This window comes from Sphingobacterium sp. UBA2480, assembly GCF_002341965.1.
GTDB lineage: Bacteria > Bacteroidota > Bacteroidia > Sphingobacteriales > Sphingobacteriaceae > Sphingobacterium > Sphingobacterium multivorum.
In genome coordinates, this window is record NZ_DDPA01000005.1 from 159,803 (window position 1) to 176,004 (window position 16,202).

A 16,202-nucleotide genomic window follows, 5' to 3' on the forward strand; every position below is an offset into this window, starting at 1 on the left:
TATTTTATACAAATTGATTATTTAAATATTTTCGGGAATGTTCCCGAAAGTAATCAAAGCTAAATAATGGGATTACAAAAAACAAATATTTTTTTTCTTATTTGAGGCTAGATTTTTGAAAAATAAGCTGGGAATCAAGGTAAACCGAATTAGCAAACTTATCATTTGTTGGATCATCCATTTTATCCAATAGGTATTTTGTTACCAATTGGCCCATTTCGTAGGCAGGTTGTTTCACTACGCTCAGTGCTGGGTCGATCAGATCGGCGATATCCAAACAAGAAAAACAAATGATTTTGAGGTCTTCAGGAATACGAATTGCGAGCTGCTTGGCGACCCGTATACTCGAAATAGCGAGACGTTCTACTGAAGCAAAAATGGCATCGGGTTTTTCCTTTTCGATCAAGCTGGCGATATCTTTCATATTCTGATCGGCATCATTGACGGTATCCAAAATAAGCTCGGGCCTAATCGGTATTCCCGCCTCCCGCAAAGCTTTTTCATACCCGTCTTTACGCACCTTACCAATCGAAACATGAGGATTGATGGCGAGGTAAGCAATCCGTTTACAGGCATTATCAATCAAGTGCTTCGTAGCCTGGTAAGCCGAATCAAAGTCATTCCCCGTAATATATCCCCCCTTCCAATCGTCGTATGCACGGTCAAAGAACATGACCGGTATTCCCCTTTCCGCCAACAGCTGCAAATGCGAATGGTCTTTTCCCTCACCCGAAGCCGAAATGATCACGCCATCCACTCGTCCATTAGCCAGCGAGCGCACGATGGAAGCTTCATTTTGTACCTGATGATCCGTCACGTAAATCAAGGTATGATAGCCCTTAGAGCGTGCCACTGCCTCGATTCCTTTGATGGCCTGCGAGAAAAATTTATTACCAAATTCGGGAATAATAATCGCAATCGTCAGACTTTTATTCGCTTTCAGACTACTCGCATAGACATTCGGCGAAAAACCGATTTCTTCGGCCATGGCCAAAATACGGGCTTTTGTCGCCGGATTAATATCCTCGTTATCCCGAAATGCACGGGAAACGGTCGATTTTGACAAGCCGAGTTTTTTGGCCAGATCTACTATTGTTAATTGCGACATATCAAGATTCCCTTTGCTGTTCGAATGTAATAATTGTTGGATACAAATAAAGCAATTATCTATCCAGAATAGCAAATTTTCTTTTTGTCCTCTTTGTTTTAAATCAGCGGGCCATGTTTTTTTTATCTCCAGATAAGAAAAGCGATTTAGTGATCAAATCGTGTAAATGATCATTCCAATATGCCTGCTTTCATCAGCTTTCCGTTAGCATAAAAAGTTGTTTTACATGGCCTTTTGTGTCTATAGCGCTAATACTGTCTTCGTATTGTGTTCGTATCACCTTCGGCTGTGGAGAATCTTGCTACGACTATTGATCGAAAGTTGACCAGATAATTCCTGTTCAGAGTCTGGACAATATCTGTTCAGCACCTGTACAATATCTGTATCCCATCCGAATAAGGTAAGAAGCAGGTACGAATCTTTCCTCCCTATTTATTAAAAAATTGTGAAAAGGTGCTTAGCAGATGTTACCGCCTAAGACAGGGTAATACAAGTCTACATTGTTGTAGAAATATTGATCTATAAACAAAACAGGCTTAGCAAATATGCTAAGCCTGTTTTTATCATTAGTCGACCATTTTCTTGATTAGAACTTTCTAAAATCCCATTCTCCGCGATAAGGGCGGCTACGCATGAGGTTAGCATAATCATTGTCGAACTGTTCCTTTTGTGGATTCCATTTTAAATCCTTTTGAAGTTCATACGCTATGTTAATGGCATTGCAAACAGAGCTCGTTCGATGGCCTATTTCAACATCACAGATCGGCTTACTTCTTTTTTTGATCGCGTCTACCCAGTCCTGATAGTGGTTATCACTGTAATACAGGCGACGATCTGTGGAGCTCAATTTAAGATTGGCCAAATTCTCGGGATTCGAACGGATAAATTCGCGGCTTACTTCAATCTTACCTTTTTCACCAATAAATTGAATCGCGTTATGTACGCCCCATTGCACATGGTTTACCCGAACTCCATTGGCATAGTTAAAGGAAAGCCCGCTATTGCTATTTGCTGCTTTAGGTGGATTGAATTGCACCGGGCCAGATTCGTCCATGCCCAATGCCCATTGCACAATATCAAACATATGTGCTCCCCAATCGGTAATATAACCACCGCCGAAATCACGGTAACCACGCCACCAAGCCCATTTATCATCCTCAAGCGGTGGGCTTAAAATCGGGTTATAACCGCGGTAAGGTGAAGGTCCTACCCACATATCCCAATCCAAATAATCCGGTGCTGGCATAGCTGGTAGGTCGCATTGTTTGACCGGTTCGCCCACAGACACATTAATTTCTTTTATTTTGCCGATATAGCCATTGAGCACCAGTTCTGCGGCTTGTCTAAAATTATAGGAAGAACGCTGCATGCTACCTGTCTGAAAGACACGTTTATACTTGCGGGTTGCATCAACCATTGCTCTCCCCTCGGCAATGGTAAGCGCCAGGGGTTTCTCACAATAAATATCTTTGCCGGCTTTAGCTGCATCAACAGCAACCTGCGCATGCCAGTGATCTGGTGTTGCAATAACAACAGCATCAATATCTTTCCGATCCAATAGTTCGCGATAATGGTGGTAGGCCTTGATCTCAGTCTGTGCTTTTGACAATTCCGTTTGCTTTTTCCCTGTCGCAGCAATAAATGCGGCCAACTTCTTACGGTCCACATCGCAGGCCGCCAGACTTGCGATTTCCTTGCAGCGATTGAGACCGTTCATCAAAGTATAGGATTGTTTTCCGACACCGATAAATCCAAGATTGATACGATCACTTGGTGCAAGAAATCCATTTCCGCCTAACACAACGCGCGGGACAATTGTGAAAGCCAAAGAGGATACAATCCCCTTGGCTATAAATTCTCTTCTTTTCATTTTTTACTGATAGTTTATTTTTCTGCTCGTCTTTATAGACACTTATTCGGTCCTCGGCGGCAAAATGGTTTATGTATGGATGATTTGTCTAGGCTTTCTCAAAAATAGTTTATTCTTGAACCGGAACCAGTGTAATTGACGCAATCTCAGGTAATGCATCGCCATCAATTGCCGTAGCCTGCAGCAGCACTTTTGTACTTGGCTCTCCGATCACTTGCTGTGATACTTCTATTGTTCCCATGACCGCTTCCTTAAATGCAGTTCCATTTTCATTTATAAAGGCGAAAGGAATCTTTTGTCCAAGAGCGGTTAGCAAAATTTTGCCCTGATGTTTAGGATTAGGTAGATAATTGATGAGTACTCGGTATTTACCCGGTTTTTGAATTTTAATATCCCAAATTACTTGATCGGCAAGATCCTTCCATTGACCTATGGCATTCGGGCGATTTGGATCATGGGTATGTGCGCCAATAATTTTCAGTCCCTTTCCTTCCTGCAGTTTTGCATTATTTGCGTTCATCACGATGCGACCATCCGCCTGTGTTTGTGTTAGGCTTTCCTCAACAATTGGTTTTCCCTGGATCTCCACCACGATAACCTTAGGCCCTTTATTGCTGTCGAAGACATCAACAGGAATTGCTGGTCTACCATTTTCCAGCGTAGATTTTAACTTCATTTTCGGTGAAGCCAGGGCATAGACAGCCGTCACTTTATTTTTGATTGGCAGATTTATTTTCCCATCGGCTGGACGGTCAAAAACATGCAGATAGAGTTTCCCATTTTTTTGCGTACAATAACCCCAATCCAACGCTTGGAAAGGGCTCGCCGTAGTCCCGTAAATAGCTTCGCTATTTATCTTCATCCAGTCCCCGATCTGCTCCATAATACGCACCGCAGGTTCGGGAATGCCGCCATCACCATCGGGTCCGACATTTAACAGGAAATTGCCGCCCTTACTTACTGTTTCCACAAATAATTGCATGATCTTGGGGAAGCTTTTCCAATTTTGATCATGGGCGCTATAACCATAACTTTCATTCATGGTATGGCTTACCTCCCAATACATACCAGGCAAGCCTGTTGGTGGAATATATTTTTCAGGCGTTCCAATATCACCGTTTTTATTTTCGAGTCCATTCCAAAATCGATTATTGATAATAATGTTGGGTTGCCATTTGATCAGGTCTGTTAAAATATGTTTGGTTCCCCAGGCTTCACCTTCGTGCTGTTTGCTACTGAAATCGGGCCACAGCATATCCAATCGCCCGTAATTTTGGGCAAGTTCCTTAATTTGGCCGTAGAGATAGGCCTTATACCGTTCATGATCAGGTTGATGATTATCAATATTCGGATTTAACTGAAAAGCCTCATAGGAATCGGGATGCTGCCAATCCAGCAGCGAATAATAGGCGCCTACTTTCATTCCCTCCTGGCGGAAAGCTTCCATAATTTCGCGGTAAAGATCTCTCCCTTTTGGCGATAAATTTGCCGTACCTGTTACATCGTTTTTAACCGCGTAAGGCTGTTGGCTATTGAATAAGCTAAAGCCTTCGTGGTGTCGGGAGGTCAGCACCATATACTTCATTCCCGTTTTTTTTGCAAGGTGAGCCCAGGATTTTGGATCGAAAGAACGCAATGTAAATTTTGGTTTCAGCACTTCAGCATACTGCTTACTGGGAATTTTCCCCCAAGTTTGTATCCATTCAGCATAATGCTGTGGGTATTTTTTTCCTTCAAAAGAACCTCCCGCTGCACTATACAATCCCCAATGGATAAATAACCCAAAACGAGCTTCTTTAAACCATTCCATGCGTTTATCTTGTGTCTCCTGCCAGCCAGCTACGCCTTCATAGGGTAATGATTTGGTCTGTGAATTAGCAACATCGGTCATGCATAGCAACATTCCCACTGCTGCTGCACACTTCCACTTTAAAAAATTGATTTTCATCGTAATATAGTTTTATACATAAAAGTTCATGGATTATAATCATTAAACAGTGGGCATCAGAAACCCAAGTTGTTTATTTCCTCCTGCATGGTATCATAAGTCTTTCGCGCATCCTCCAATGGAATTCCTTTTGATAGTCCGGGTCGTTTATGGCCTGTAAAAGTCAACCATGTGTCTTTCATGATCGTCTGTCTTTTCAAAACAAGGGTATATAACTGGCGAAGTTTTGGTTTATCGCGCAAATTATCATCCCATGTGCTTTCGATCGGGAAATTAGGCATCAGGTGTTTAACAATTTCCCTTGCTATGAGCCAGTGGCCCAACTCGCCAGGATGAACACCATCTGCCGCTAGCCTAAACTGAGGATCTTTCTTGATGCCGGTCTCCAAATATCGCCGCATGGGGAAATGGAGGTCAATGATTTCCCAGGATTGCTTTTTGGCATAGCTGAAAAGCCATTGGGCATAGCGATCCAATACGGTATTATACCCATTGAGCCGAAGCTGTGGATCATCATGCACCGGTGGAGTCATCCATATGATACGTTTGACACCTTGATCTGCAAGTCGTTTTTGCAGGTGTATAATTCCGTTTTTATAGGCTTCAAAACGAGCCGAATCAAATGGTAGGTAAATACCGTCATTCATGCCATAACAGACGAAGACAACCTCAGGATTGATTTTATCGAGTACATTATCCAAACGGTCAAATAGACAAGGTCGCGGAAACTTTCCATCGGCGTGATTCGGCTCACTAAGTCCAGATACGGTCTCACTTGGTAGCCCCGAGTTTATAAACTGGGGTTTCTTTTTCGGATGACTGCTCAGGAACAAACTTTCGGTCATGGCGACATATTGCCCGGCATAGGTAATGCTATTTCCCAGAAAAAGAATTTTCTGTCCTTCGTTCCAGGCAAACTGATTTACCTGTTTTTGCCCAACAGCTTGTATATACCATAAACTTAAGCAGAAGAGCAGCGACAAAGCACGCATTTTTTTTGTAGTTAATAATTGATTCAACATCGTTATAATTGATACAGTCAATATTCGAATTAGCCTAGTTTTATTTTTAGCGCATAGCCCAAGCTGTTGTTTTCTATCTTCTTGGGTAATTTCAATTGCAATCCATGGTCATCCTGCTGGAAATCGACCTGACCAAACCCTAAGATTTCCACTGATTTCACTTTAGCCTTACTTTGGTTCAGGGACTTTACATTGACGATTCCACCCTTAGGTACTACAAGAGCCATCGCATATACAAAATCATTCTTTTGGGTAAACCAAAAATCCGAAGCGGTAAAAGATGCCTTAAATCCTTCTCTCTCCCGTTGTTCGGTATCCGTTATCCGAATTGCTGTAGGCCCCTCATGTGCAGTGGTCCATGGGGATGTCCCATAAATCGCTTCACCATTGAGTCGCAACCATTTCCCTAATATAGCAAGATTTTTCTTTACCGGCACAGGGACATTCCCCTGCGCATCGGGCCCAATATTGAGCATATAGTTACCACCTTTACTGACAATTTCCAAAAGCCAATAGCGCAATTCGTCTACATTTTTCCAATCATGATCGTAGGATTTATAGCCCCAGGAATGATTGAATGTCCCGATGGCTTCCCAAGGTTGGTTAAAATGTTCCGAAGGATCTGGAATCCGATTATCTCCTGGAATGGCATAATCGCCCATGCCATTGCCAATCCGTTCGGAGACAATAACATGTGGATTGCAATCATAAACGGTTTTATAGAACCGAAAGCTTTGTTCTGCAGTCATCAGTCCCGGCATATCAAACCAGATATATTTCAGCTGTTTGAACCGCGTCAAAATTTCCTTTACCTGAGGAATTGCTTTTTCGTTGAGATACGAAGCAAAGGAATTTTTACTGGGATCCCAAAGATTGGCACCAAAAGCATCGGTTTTGGTATGGGCAAGATCATGCTGTGCCTTCGTTACCTTATATTGCGCGTCGCTACCATCCCTCCAATCGATATTCTGTGAATAATAGACACCAAAATCGAGTTTATGCCGAAGACAGGCATCATACAGTTCCTGAATGATATCGCGTTTAAAGGGTGTAGCCTGTATGCTATTGAATGAACTGACCTTTGAACCATATAGCGCAAATCCATCGTGATGTTTACTTGTCACAACAAGATATTTCATCCCGGCATCCTTGGCCATTTTAACAATGTTATCGGCATCAAAAGATTGAGGCGAAAATTGGTTTGCTAATTTGGCATAGGTTGACCGTGGAATTTTTGCGACCAATTGAATCCATTCGGCGACACTAGGACTCCCTAAATCTTCTATTCTCTGACCGTTCCATATACCTGCTGGGATCGCATACAGTCCCCAATGGATAAATAGACCAAACTTTTGTTGCTGAAAGTCTTGGAGTGCCCGTGCTTTCTGTTTATTCATCTCCTGCCATTCCTTCATTAGCTGTGCAAGTCGATGTCTTCGCTTGTTCCATCGCGTCAAGGCTTCTAAATAATAATAGTCTGCATACACCAAAGGCACATCAATTTCTCCTTTATGTGGAATACTGCCCACACTATGTTTTAAAATAAACAGACCATTCCCTCCAACTTCACTAACGTACTTTGGCGAGCCCAATGATCGCAAAATCTTTTCAGCCAGATCCAAATAATCCTGCTGTTGTCCCGGCTCCATATATTCAACCAATTCCAAAAGTGCCGATGCAGTGACAGCAGCAGCGGATGCATCCCGCGGGGTAGTGCCAAAATCTTCTTTTCGATAGTCCCAGTTTGGAATAAACCCCGCTTGATCGACATCAAAGTCCCACAAGGGAACTCCATCATCAGGCAAGCGCGGGTGCCGTGCATAAAAGTCTGCCATTTTTAGAGCAGCCTGTAAAAACTTAGGATCCTTCGTTTCACGGTACATCACAACAAATCCATACAATCCCCAAGCTTGCCCTCTCGCCCAGGCGGAATTGTCCGAAAAGCCCTGAGCAGTCTCCCTGCTCAATACAGCACCCGTATTGGGATCATAGGTAACCACATGGTAAGAACTGTAATCCGGTCGGTATTGATTTTTCAACGTCGTTTCTGCATGTCGAATAGCGGCATTCCGATAAACAGAATTGCCAGATAATTTGGAAGCCAAAAAAAGAAGTTCCAAATTCATCATATTGTCGATAATGACAGGGAATTCATATTTATGCTTACTGTCCCAAGAAGAAAATGTATTCCAAGACTTGATCGCTCCAACCTTTGGATTGAAACGTGTCAATAAAGATTTGGCACTCTGGATCAAGATCGATTTGAAGGTGGTGTCACCCGTCAACCGATAGGCATTGCCATAACTGCAGTTCATTACGAAACCAATATCGTGGTGATGCGTATTAAATTGATTTTGACGTAATGAATTCGTCCATTTTAATGCAGCGTCCCGCCATTGATCATCGCCTGTATACTCAAAAACATACCAAAGACAGCCCGGCCAAAAGCCACCAGTCCAATCCCGGATATCAGTAAACGTTGTTTTTCCATTATGATCTGCCGATCGTGGATACTTACTCAGATCTTTATGATCTTGATACAGCAATGCATACTGTCGTTCGGCCAAATCAAATCCCTTTTTTACGATATCGCTTGTATCCGCACGTAGGAGAAAAGGATAAAAAAAGGTCAAAAAATAAATAAAGTATAAGCTATATCTAAAAAAAATCATGTTTAGGTTCATTTTATACCCACAAAAACTAATCGATCCAACCCGGGTTTTGCACCAGGTTCACGTTCATCTGTATTTCTGAGGTCGGAATAGGCCATACGGTCAAGAAATCGCCTTTGTAGCTATAATTCCCAACATTTGTCCCCCAGACCTGCTTACGTCCATTGCCTGCTTGAAACACCGTCTCTTTCCAGGTCCCCCAACGCAATTCGTCAAAGTAATTGATCCCTTCATTCGGGAACTCCACACGGCGTTCGTTGCGAATACGTGTACGTAAATCATCTTTTCCGCCAACAGCCGTTACAGCATTGGAATTTAAAAGTGCCAGCCCCGCACGCTGGCGAACTTCGTTAACTTTTGCTATAGCTTCATTCAGTTTACCATCTTCATTCAAGGCCTCGGCCCACATCAATAAAACATCAGCATAGCGAAAAATCGGAAAATCGATAGGTCCATAATTACGATCCACAAGCTCATTGACTCCTTCAGCAACAAATTTTCGATAGAAATAGAAGAAATTGATCTGCGTATCACTCTGAATATCGCCGTCTACCTGTGCCTGCCCACGAAATGGCCAGCGCATAAATTGAAGACTTTCAACATTCGTAAAATTATAGGCACCCCTAAAAGTCGAATAAGGCGTCACGACATTGGCCTGCAAACGGGGATCACGATTTTCATAGGCCTTTTTGATGCGCTCCTCATTGCCTTGGGGCAGATAAAGGCTCATTTTTGCACCTCTTAATACCGCAGCTGCCTTCTCCGCATCTGTCAAGTTGTTACGTAGAAAAAAGACCTCCCTTTCATTTTCGGTTAAACTGCTGTATCCTGGAATAATTTTATCCCATTCAAACTTAGAGCCATCGTTATTTTCGTATAGATCAACCAAGTGTGGTGAAGGCATATAGTAATTCCAGCCTCGCGAATAGACCGAGGGCCAACCGCAAAATAGCTGCATATTATTCCCATATCCCTGTTCACTGCGATGCTGAATGGAAAAAATCATCTCAGGACACTGCTCATTGGCCTCCTTAAACAAAGCTTTATAATCGCCGAACAGGGTGTGGCCAGCATCTTTTACTTTTTGAAAATCAGCCACTGCTTTTGTCCAATCCTTTCGATAAAGATAAACTTTACCCCGTAAGGCATAGGCTGCCGCTTTAGTTGCATGTCCATAATTTGCATTACCCGCGGGATAACGATCGGGGAAATTGCTTTCAGCAATACAATCGTTCAGGTCAGCCAATATTTGATTCCAAACCTCCTCTTCCGAACTACGTCCTTTAATGGCCTCCGCCGCTGTAAAGGGCTCGAGATAAATGGGTACTCCTTTGTAGAGTTGGTTAAGTCGAAAGTAAAAATAAGCGCGCAGAAATTTAGCTTCCGCAATATATTTTGCTTTCTTTTCTGCTGTCGACGGTGATTTTATGGGAATATTCTTTAAGGCGTCGTTTGCACGCTGAATACCTTCATATTGAATTTTCCAAACGTTCAAAAATAAGGGGTCTCCCGCGGTAATGGTTCCCGTCAATAAGGGTTCATCAAAACGTGCCTGCCCCGTATAGGAAAAACGATCAAACTGATACAGTTCATAGGGTGAGATCAGTCCACTATGCCCCATCAGGAGCCTAAACGAACTATAGATTCCCGCAACGCCCAAATCTGTTAAATTGTCGGTTGTCCACATCGTTGCCGTGGAAACCGATGAATATGGAGAGGTATCCAAAAGATCTTTTTTGCACCCTACTATACCTGTTAGCAATACAATCGCTAGAAATTTTTTCATCTTTTTCATGGTGTTCATTTAGATTAAAAGGTTAGATTCAAACCCAATGAATATTGACGCATCGTTGGGTAGTTGACGACAGACGAGTTGATCAGCGAAGGATCATTGCTCGCAGGTCCAATTTCCGGATCCAGTCCAGGGAACTTGGTCCATGTCAACAGGTTTTCACCAGCTAAATAAATCCGAAGTTTAGCGATTGAGAAACGTTTTGCTATGCTTTCAGGAAGGGTGTAGCCTAACTGAAGATTTCTCAGCTTCACAAAAGACGCATTATATAAGTAATAATCGCTGGTACGTCCATTCTGTGCATCGGTCACCCCTTTTAAGCGTGGATAATAGCCATCTATCCGATTGTTGGGATCCGAAGGATTCGCGGCATTATAATAATAATGGTTGTTAGCGACCAATGCCGGGACTGATTTCCCCTGTGCGACGATAGAGGAATTGAGATAAAGTTCATTCCAATAATACGACATACCTGAAGAAGCGGACCAGATCATGGACGCATCAAATCCTTTATAGGCCATGTTGATACTAAGACCATAATTGAATGCTGGTGTTGCCCTTTTGCGCATAAACTTTTGGTCATAGACATTTCCATAAACACCGTCACCGTTCATATCCGAATAAATCAAGTCGCCATACCAGATCTTGGTAGGATCTATCCCGTCGGCGGGCTGAAATGAATAGCCTGCAGCGACCATAGCCTTCAACCATTCCATATCCTGTTCTGTCCGGATCATTCCGTCGCGAGGTCCACCATTTTTATCAACGGAGCCATCCGCTAAGAAGTGGCTTCCTGAGCCACGGTATACGTTGTATAAATAGAATTCATTGATTTCGTGGCCTTCCAGAATCCGTTGGTTTACTCCATTAGAAACCATACCGATATTGGACTGGTAAACCCGATTACTGGCGGCATCAGTGACATACCCCTCCGACAATGCTCCTTTATATTTTTCGACACGATTGGTATTATAGGCGAAGTTGGCTGATACGCCATATTTAAAATCGTTGATTTTATCTTGGTATCCCAGCGTCAATTCAAGCCCTCGTTTGCTCACTTCGGCAATGTTCATCGTCGCTGCTGTAGCGGTACCTGTGGTCGCCGGAATAGTCGGGACGTATAGTATTCCATCCGTGTAAGCGCGATAGGCATCAAATTCGACGGTCAATTTATTTCTCCATGCTGTCGCTGTAAAGCCTACATTTGTCGTAGTGGTGGTTTCCCAATGCAACAGGTCATTTCCTAGTTTAGTCTGCGCCAAACCACGAACAGCCTGGTTATTGAATGAATAGTTTACAGTACCGTACGAGGGCAGATGATCATAATTACCCGGGGATGCATTATTTCCGGTTTTCCCCCAGGAGGCCCTTATCCGCAAATCATTCAGAAAAGACTTAAGTGGACGCATAAACGATTCCTCCGAAATACGCCATCCTGCGGAGAAGGCCGGAAAGAAGCCCCAGCGCTTGGCGGTTCCAAAGCGTGATGATCCATCGTACCGTAACACCGCTTCGGCCAGGTATTTATTATCGTAAGCATAATTGGCGCGACCAAAAAAGGAACGTAAACCGTAGTCGAGCTCATCACCTGTGATAGAACTCATTGTTGTTGCCGAATTAAATGTTGTCAAGTCGGGGTGTACAAGTCCCAGTTTAGCCGCCCCTATATTATATTGGTTAAAATACTGTTCGTTATAGCCCAAGATACCGCCAACGTCGTGTTTACCAAAAGATCCTGAATAACGTAATACATTATCAATAATCACATTGTAGCTCTTGGTAAGGCCATATTGGGTTGTAATTTGTCCCGACGAAAGCGCAGCTGTACTCAATTTGTTGGTTGCAAAATTCCATTTTTCATAAGGCACCTGATGGGAGTTGGTTTCGGTATACGCATAATTGTAATTTACCTTAGATTCAAACTCCAACCCCTTCATTAAATTTAACTTTGCAAATATTGTGGTGTTGAATCGGTTGACCTGGTTCTTCCCTCCCATTCCATTTAGAAAAGCTAGGGCATTGTTTGCGGTTGCCGATTCTTCGGCGGCAGCCGGAAAACCATAAGCGCCATTGTAATAAGGATAAACTCCGGGCACAGTCTGTGTCAGGTAAGAATATGCAGTTACTACATCGGCCACACTCAAATTCTGCATATCGCCAAAGGTCTGGGTACCCACCGTTAAAAACTTGGCAACTTTCGATTGTAGATTAATACGCATGCGTATCTTGTCGGCTCCAGTTTCGGGCATGGTCCCCGGGTTGTTGAAATAACCTACTGAAAAGAGGTATTGCGTGTTCTCACTCCCACCATTTAAGGATAGATTGTGATTTTGTAAGAGTTTGCGTTGTCCAAAAAGCACATCTCCCCAATTGGTATTGGGATACGCAACTTCATTGGGAATCCCAAATTCGGTCAATCCATTCGGATTTTTCTTCGCTTCTTCCCAGAGATTGATTGTTGCATCCGTATATACGGCCGCCTGCCCCAGATTCTTGAACCCTTCATTCACAAGGCGCATATGCTGCGCGTAGTCGGTAATAAATTCGGGTACATTATTGGGCCGTAGCATCGAAACCATTCCCGAATAGGATACATTATTTTTTCCCTTTGATCCTTTTTTTGTCGTAATTAAAATAACTCCATTTGAACCCAATGATCCATAAATTGCCGCTGTTGCCGCATCTTTCAAAATGGAAATCGATTCTACATCATTGGGATTGACAGCATCCATGGATCCGACAATACCATCGATCACCACCAAGGGTGAGGTATTGTTTAAAGTTCCCTTTCCTCGGATCAGGATATTAGCGCCATCTGCCCCCGGTTTTCCGGTTGTGGTCTGTACATTAACCCCCGCCGCGAGTCCGGCCAAAGAAGAGCTAAGTGTAGCCGTTGATCTGTTTTCCACCGAACTTCCGTTCACGGTCGATACAGCACCAATCACATTTGCGCGTTTCTGACTTCCGTACCCGACAACAACCACCTCGTCTAGACCACTGACAAGCTCTTGAAGCACAATACTCAATTCTTCATTGCCGGTGACACTCTTTTCTAGACCTTGGTAACCGACGTTTGAAACTACCAAGGTTGCATTGGTAGTTGGTAACTGGATGGTAAATTTCCCATCTTGATCTGTCACCGTGGAGATATTGGTTCCTTTCACGGTAACGGTCGTTCCTACCAGGGCCTGTCCTTTGCCATTAACGACTTTACCGGCAATGCCCCGCTGCAGGACTTCTTTGTGTTCGGGAATTAATGGATTTCTTTTGGGTTTTATCACGATCACCTCATCTTTTTTGATCCATTCCAGATCCAGAGGTGCTACGATAGCATTTAATGCATCTTCCAATTTGGCATGCTGTATATTGACTGACAAGCGAGTCTGTGCCAGCGACTTGCCATTTAAGAAAAAATTGACGCCACTCTGCTTTTGGAGATCGCGCATCACCTGATTTAAGGTGACGTGCTTAGCGGTTAAGTTTATGGTTTGCGCATTTCCTTCTGCAAACAGCTGCATTGCAGTCAGTAAAGAAATGAGTACGATTAATTTCATAATCAGTATACTTCGTAAAGTTAAACTCCACGGGTGTAGCCTAACAAATGGATAAAAAATCATATGTTTGTACGGTTTGTATGTTATTTATAAATGGTTATCAAAAATTTGCCTTTGGGCAACACTTGTAAGTATATGCATCCAATTTAAGGCAGTGCCCCCCAGCACTGCCCTTTTTGTGTTGCTTATACCTTTCTCCAGCTCAAGAAGAGTCTATAGTCATTTCTTTTTTCATCAATATTTAAGGTTTTATTGCAATGGTGTCACCAATAAGATATTTTTTTCCTGACCTTTACTCAACTCAAAATGCAACCCACCTTCTTCCAATACATCGAGTACGTCACGGAGTGACTTGTTTCGTTTGATACGACCATAGAAATGCGTTTGTGGCGCTTCGCCCTTGTACCTCACTTCTACATTATACCAGCGACCAATCTGCTGCAATGCATCCGACACCGGTGTTTCGTCAAAATAAAACAAGCCATCTTTCCAGGCAGTGAACGGCGCTGTATCTACATTTGCAACTTGTATATTTCCATTATTAGTATTAGTCGATTGCTGACCGGGTTGAAGGTATATTGCCTGTGAAGCGCGATTATCGTTTGATAATTTGACCTTCCCTGTGATTAAAGTTGTCTTAATAGCCGTATTTTCCGGATAAGCATTCACATTGAATGTTGTCCCAAGCACCTCAATTTCCTGCCCTTTACTGTGTATTTTGAAAGGTCTCGAGCTATCTTTGGTCACCTCGAAAAAGGCCTCTCCCAACAGGATAACTTTTCGTTCATTTTTGGCAAAGGCCATCGGATATTTTAGCGAAGAGGCCGCATTAAGCCATACTTTTGTTCCATCAGGTAAAGTAATTTGATACATCCCCCCCAGCGGTGTGGTCAACTCCAACATCGCCTTGCTTGGATCCATTTGCTGGCCTTGTTTACTTAAGGCATCGGCGATAGATTGCCCATTTTCGTAGGTGATATTTTCCCCCATGACAATCCCCGAAGCCTGTTTATCGAGTTCCAAAAGTGTACCATCTGCCAAGCGAAGAGTGGCACTGTTTCCGCCAGGCTGTACAGCATCATCCTTTGTATCTTCCAGTCCAGCGAGATTCCTGTCCGCCAGGGTATGACTCGTCTGCTGTTGCCAAAATATTACTGAAAAAACAAAGAGCAATAGACAGGCCGCTGCAGCCCAATAGGGCCATCGTATGGAGATAATGGTTTTCTTCTGGATCGGCATACGATCTTCCCCTCCTTTTTCCAATAAGTTATCGTTATCTTCTTTTCCTTGCTGGATTTGTTTTTTGATGGTTTCGAGTATTATTTTCAATCTCGATTCCTCCATTTTACCAACAGACGAAGGCCGTAGTAAACTAGCGACTAGCGCCTGATCGATCGCATCCTGCTCACTGGTGTCAGTAGTAGAAAGCGCTTGCTGTAGCCATTCGATCTCCTCAAGCGAACAGTTCCCTTCTTGATATTTTTGAAGTAATTGGTCTATTTTAGATTTATTGGTCTCCACTGAGCTGTATTTTAAAGTAAATACACACAGCATGAAATAAAGGTCTGCTCTAGAAAAAATTTTTTTATTTAGCCGAATAGAGAAGCAATGCCAATAACAATGATGAAAATCCACTATCCTGCAATGCGCCACTTCGGATAAACTTATTTGCTTTGACAATATGGTCGCGAACTGTCGCAATGGAAATCCCCATTTCTTCGGCGATCTCTTGATAACTTTTACCCTCCAGCTTGGACAGCCTAAATATTTTTTGGCGTTGTTTGGGCAATTTGCTCAGTAATTCCTCGACCAGGACCAAGGCTTCCTTTGAATCCAGCACTTTATCAATGGTATTCTCGGATTCCACTACCCCATAGGCGAGCTGGATCTCGGATTCCATTTCCAATTTCAACCTTCGTTTGAAATTAAACGTAATATTACGTGAACAGGTAAACAGAAATGCGGCGAAAGATTGTTCAGGATTTATTTTTGTTCTATTTTCCCAAATACGTAGAAAAACATCCTGAAGTAAATCTTCAGCGATAGTTTCATCTTTCAAAAACCTAAGAATATTGGCGTAAATAATCTGGCTATAGCGATGGTACAAAATATCAAAGGCCTGGATATCTCCATAGTGAAGTTGGCACAAGAGTTCCTTCTCAGGCAGATTTTGATCGATGTCCATAATTGATTATTCTAGGCATGAAGTTAATTACTTCGCTGCAATAATTCAAAT

At 42.9% G+C, this 16,202-nt stretch carries 9 protein-coding genes; all 9 read right to left on the reverse strand.

The genetic code is table 11. The annotated features are described in order from the left end of the window. Nucleotides 1-97 precede the first annotated feature (97 nt). Nucleotides 98-1,108: a LacI family DNA-binding transcriptional regulator gene (locus tag B3600_RS10755; protein WP_112374276.1), complete on the reverse strand. Its 1,011-nt coding sequence runs from the start codon at nucleotides 1,106-1,108 to the stop codon at nucleotides 98-100. 586 nt (nucleotides 1,109-1,694) lie between these two features. Further along, nucleotides 1,695-2,978 carry a Gfo/Idh/MocA family protein gene (locus tag B3600_RS10760; protein WP_112374277.1) on the reverse strand — a complete coding sequence of 428 codons (1,284 nt, stop codon included), beginning with the start codon at nucleotides 2,976-2,978 and terminating at the stop codon, nucleotides 1,695-1,697. Nucleotides 2,979-3,087: 109 nt separating this feature from the next. Beyond that, nucleotides 3,088-4,926, reverse strand: a complete 1,839-nt coding sequence (locus B3600_RS10765; RefSeq protein ID WP_286752930.1) for an alpha-L-fucosidase — start codon at nucleotides 4,924-4,926, stop codon at nucleotides 3,088-3,090. A gap of 56 nt (nucleotides 4,927-4,982) precedes the next feature. Next, a complete protein-coding gene (locus B3600_RS10770) occupies nucleotides 4,983-5,948 on the reverse strand; it encodes an SGNH/GDSL hydrolase family protein (protein ID WP_286752931.1) in 966 nt (321 codons plus the stop codon). Nucleotides 5,949-5,977: 29 nt separating this feature from the next. After that, nucleotides 5,978-8,620, reverse strand: a complete 2,643-nt coding sequence (locus B3600_RS10775) for an alpha-L-fucosidase (RefSeq protein WP_286752932.1) — start codon at nucleotides 8,618-8,620, stop codon at nucleotides 5,978-5,980. Between the two features lie 28 nt (nucleotides 8,621-8,648). Continuing rightward, nucleotides 8,649-10,406 (reverse strand): RagB/SusD family nutrient uptake outer membrane protein, encoded by a 1,758-nt coding sequence (locus B3600_RS10780; RefSeq protein ID WP_286752933.1) that lies wholly within the window; start codon nucleotides 10,404-10,406, stop codon nucleotides 8,649-8,651. Nucleotides 10,407-10,429: 23 nt separating this feature from the next. After that, the gene (locus B3600_RS10785) at nucleotides 10,430-13,966 is read right to left on the reverse strand and encodes a SusC/RagA family TonB-linked outer membrane protein (protein WP_286752934.1); all 3,537 of its coding nucleotides are present in this window, start codon (nucleotides 13,964-13,966) and stop codon (nucleotides 10,430-10,432) included. 249 nt (nucleotides 13,967-14,215) lie between these two features. Further along, the gene (locus B3600_RS10790) at nucleotides 14,216-15,487 is read right to left on the reverse strand and encodes a FecR family protein (RefSeq protein WP_286752935.1); all 1,272 of its coding nucleotides are present in this window, start codon (nucleotides 15,485-15,487) and stop codon (nucleotides 14,216-14,218) included. Between the two features lie 64 nt (nucleotides 15,488-15,551). Then, nucleotides 15,552-16,151, reverse strand: a complete 600-nt coding sequence (locus B3600_RS10795) for an RNA polymerase sigma-70 factor (protein ID WP_053003692.1) — start codon at nucleotides 16,149-16,151, stop codon at nucleotides 15,552-15,554. Nucleotides 16,152-16,202 lie beyond the last annotated feature (51 nt).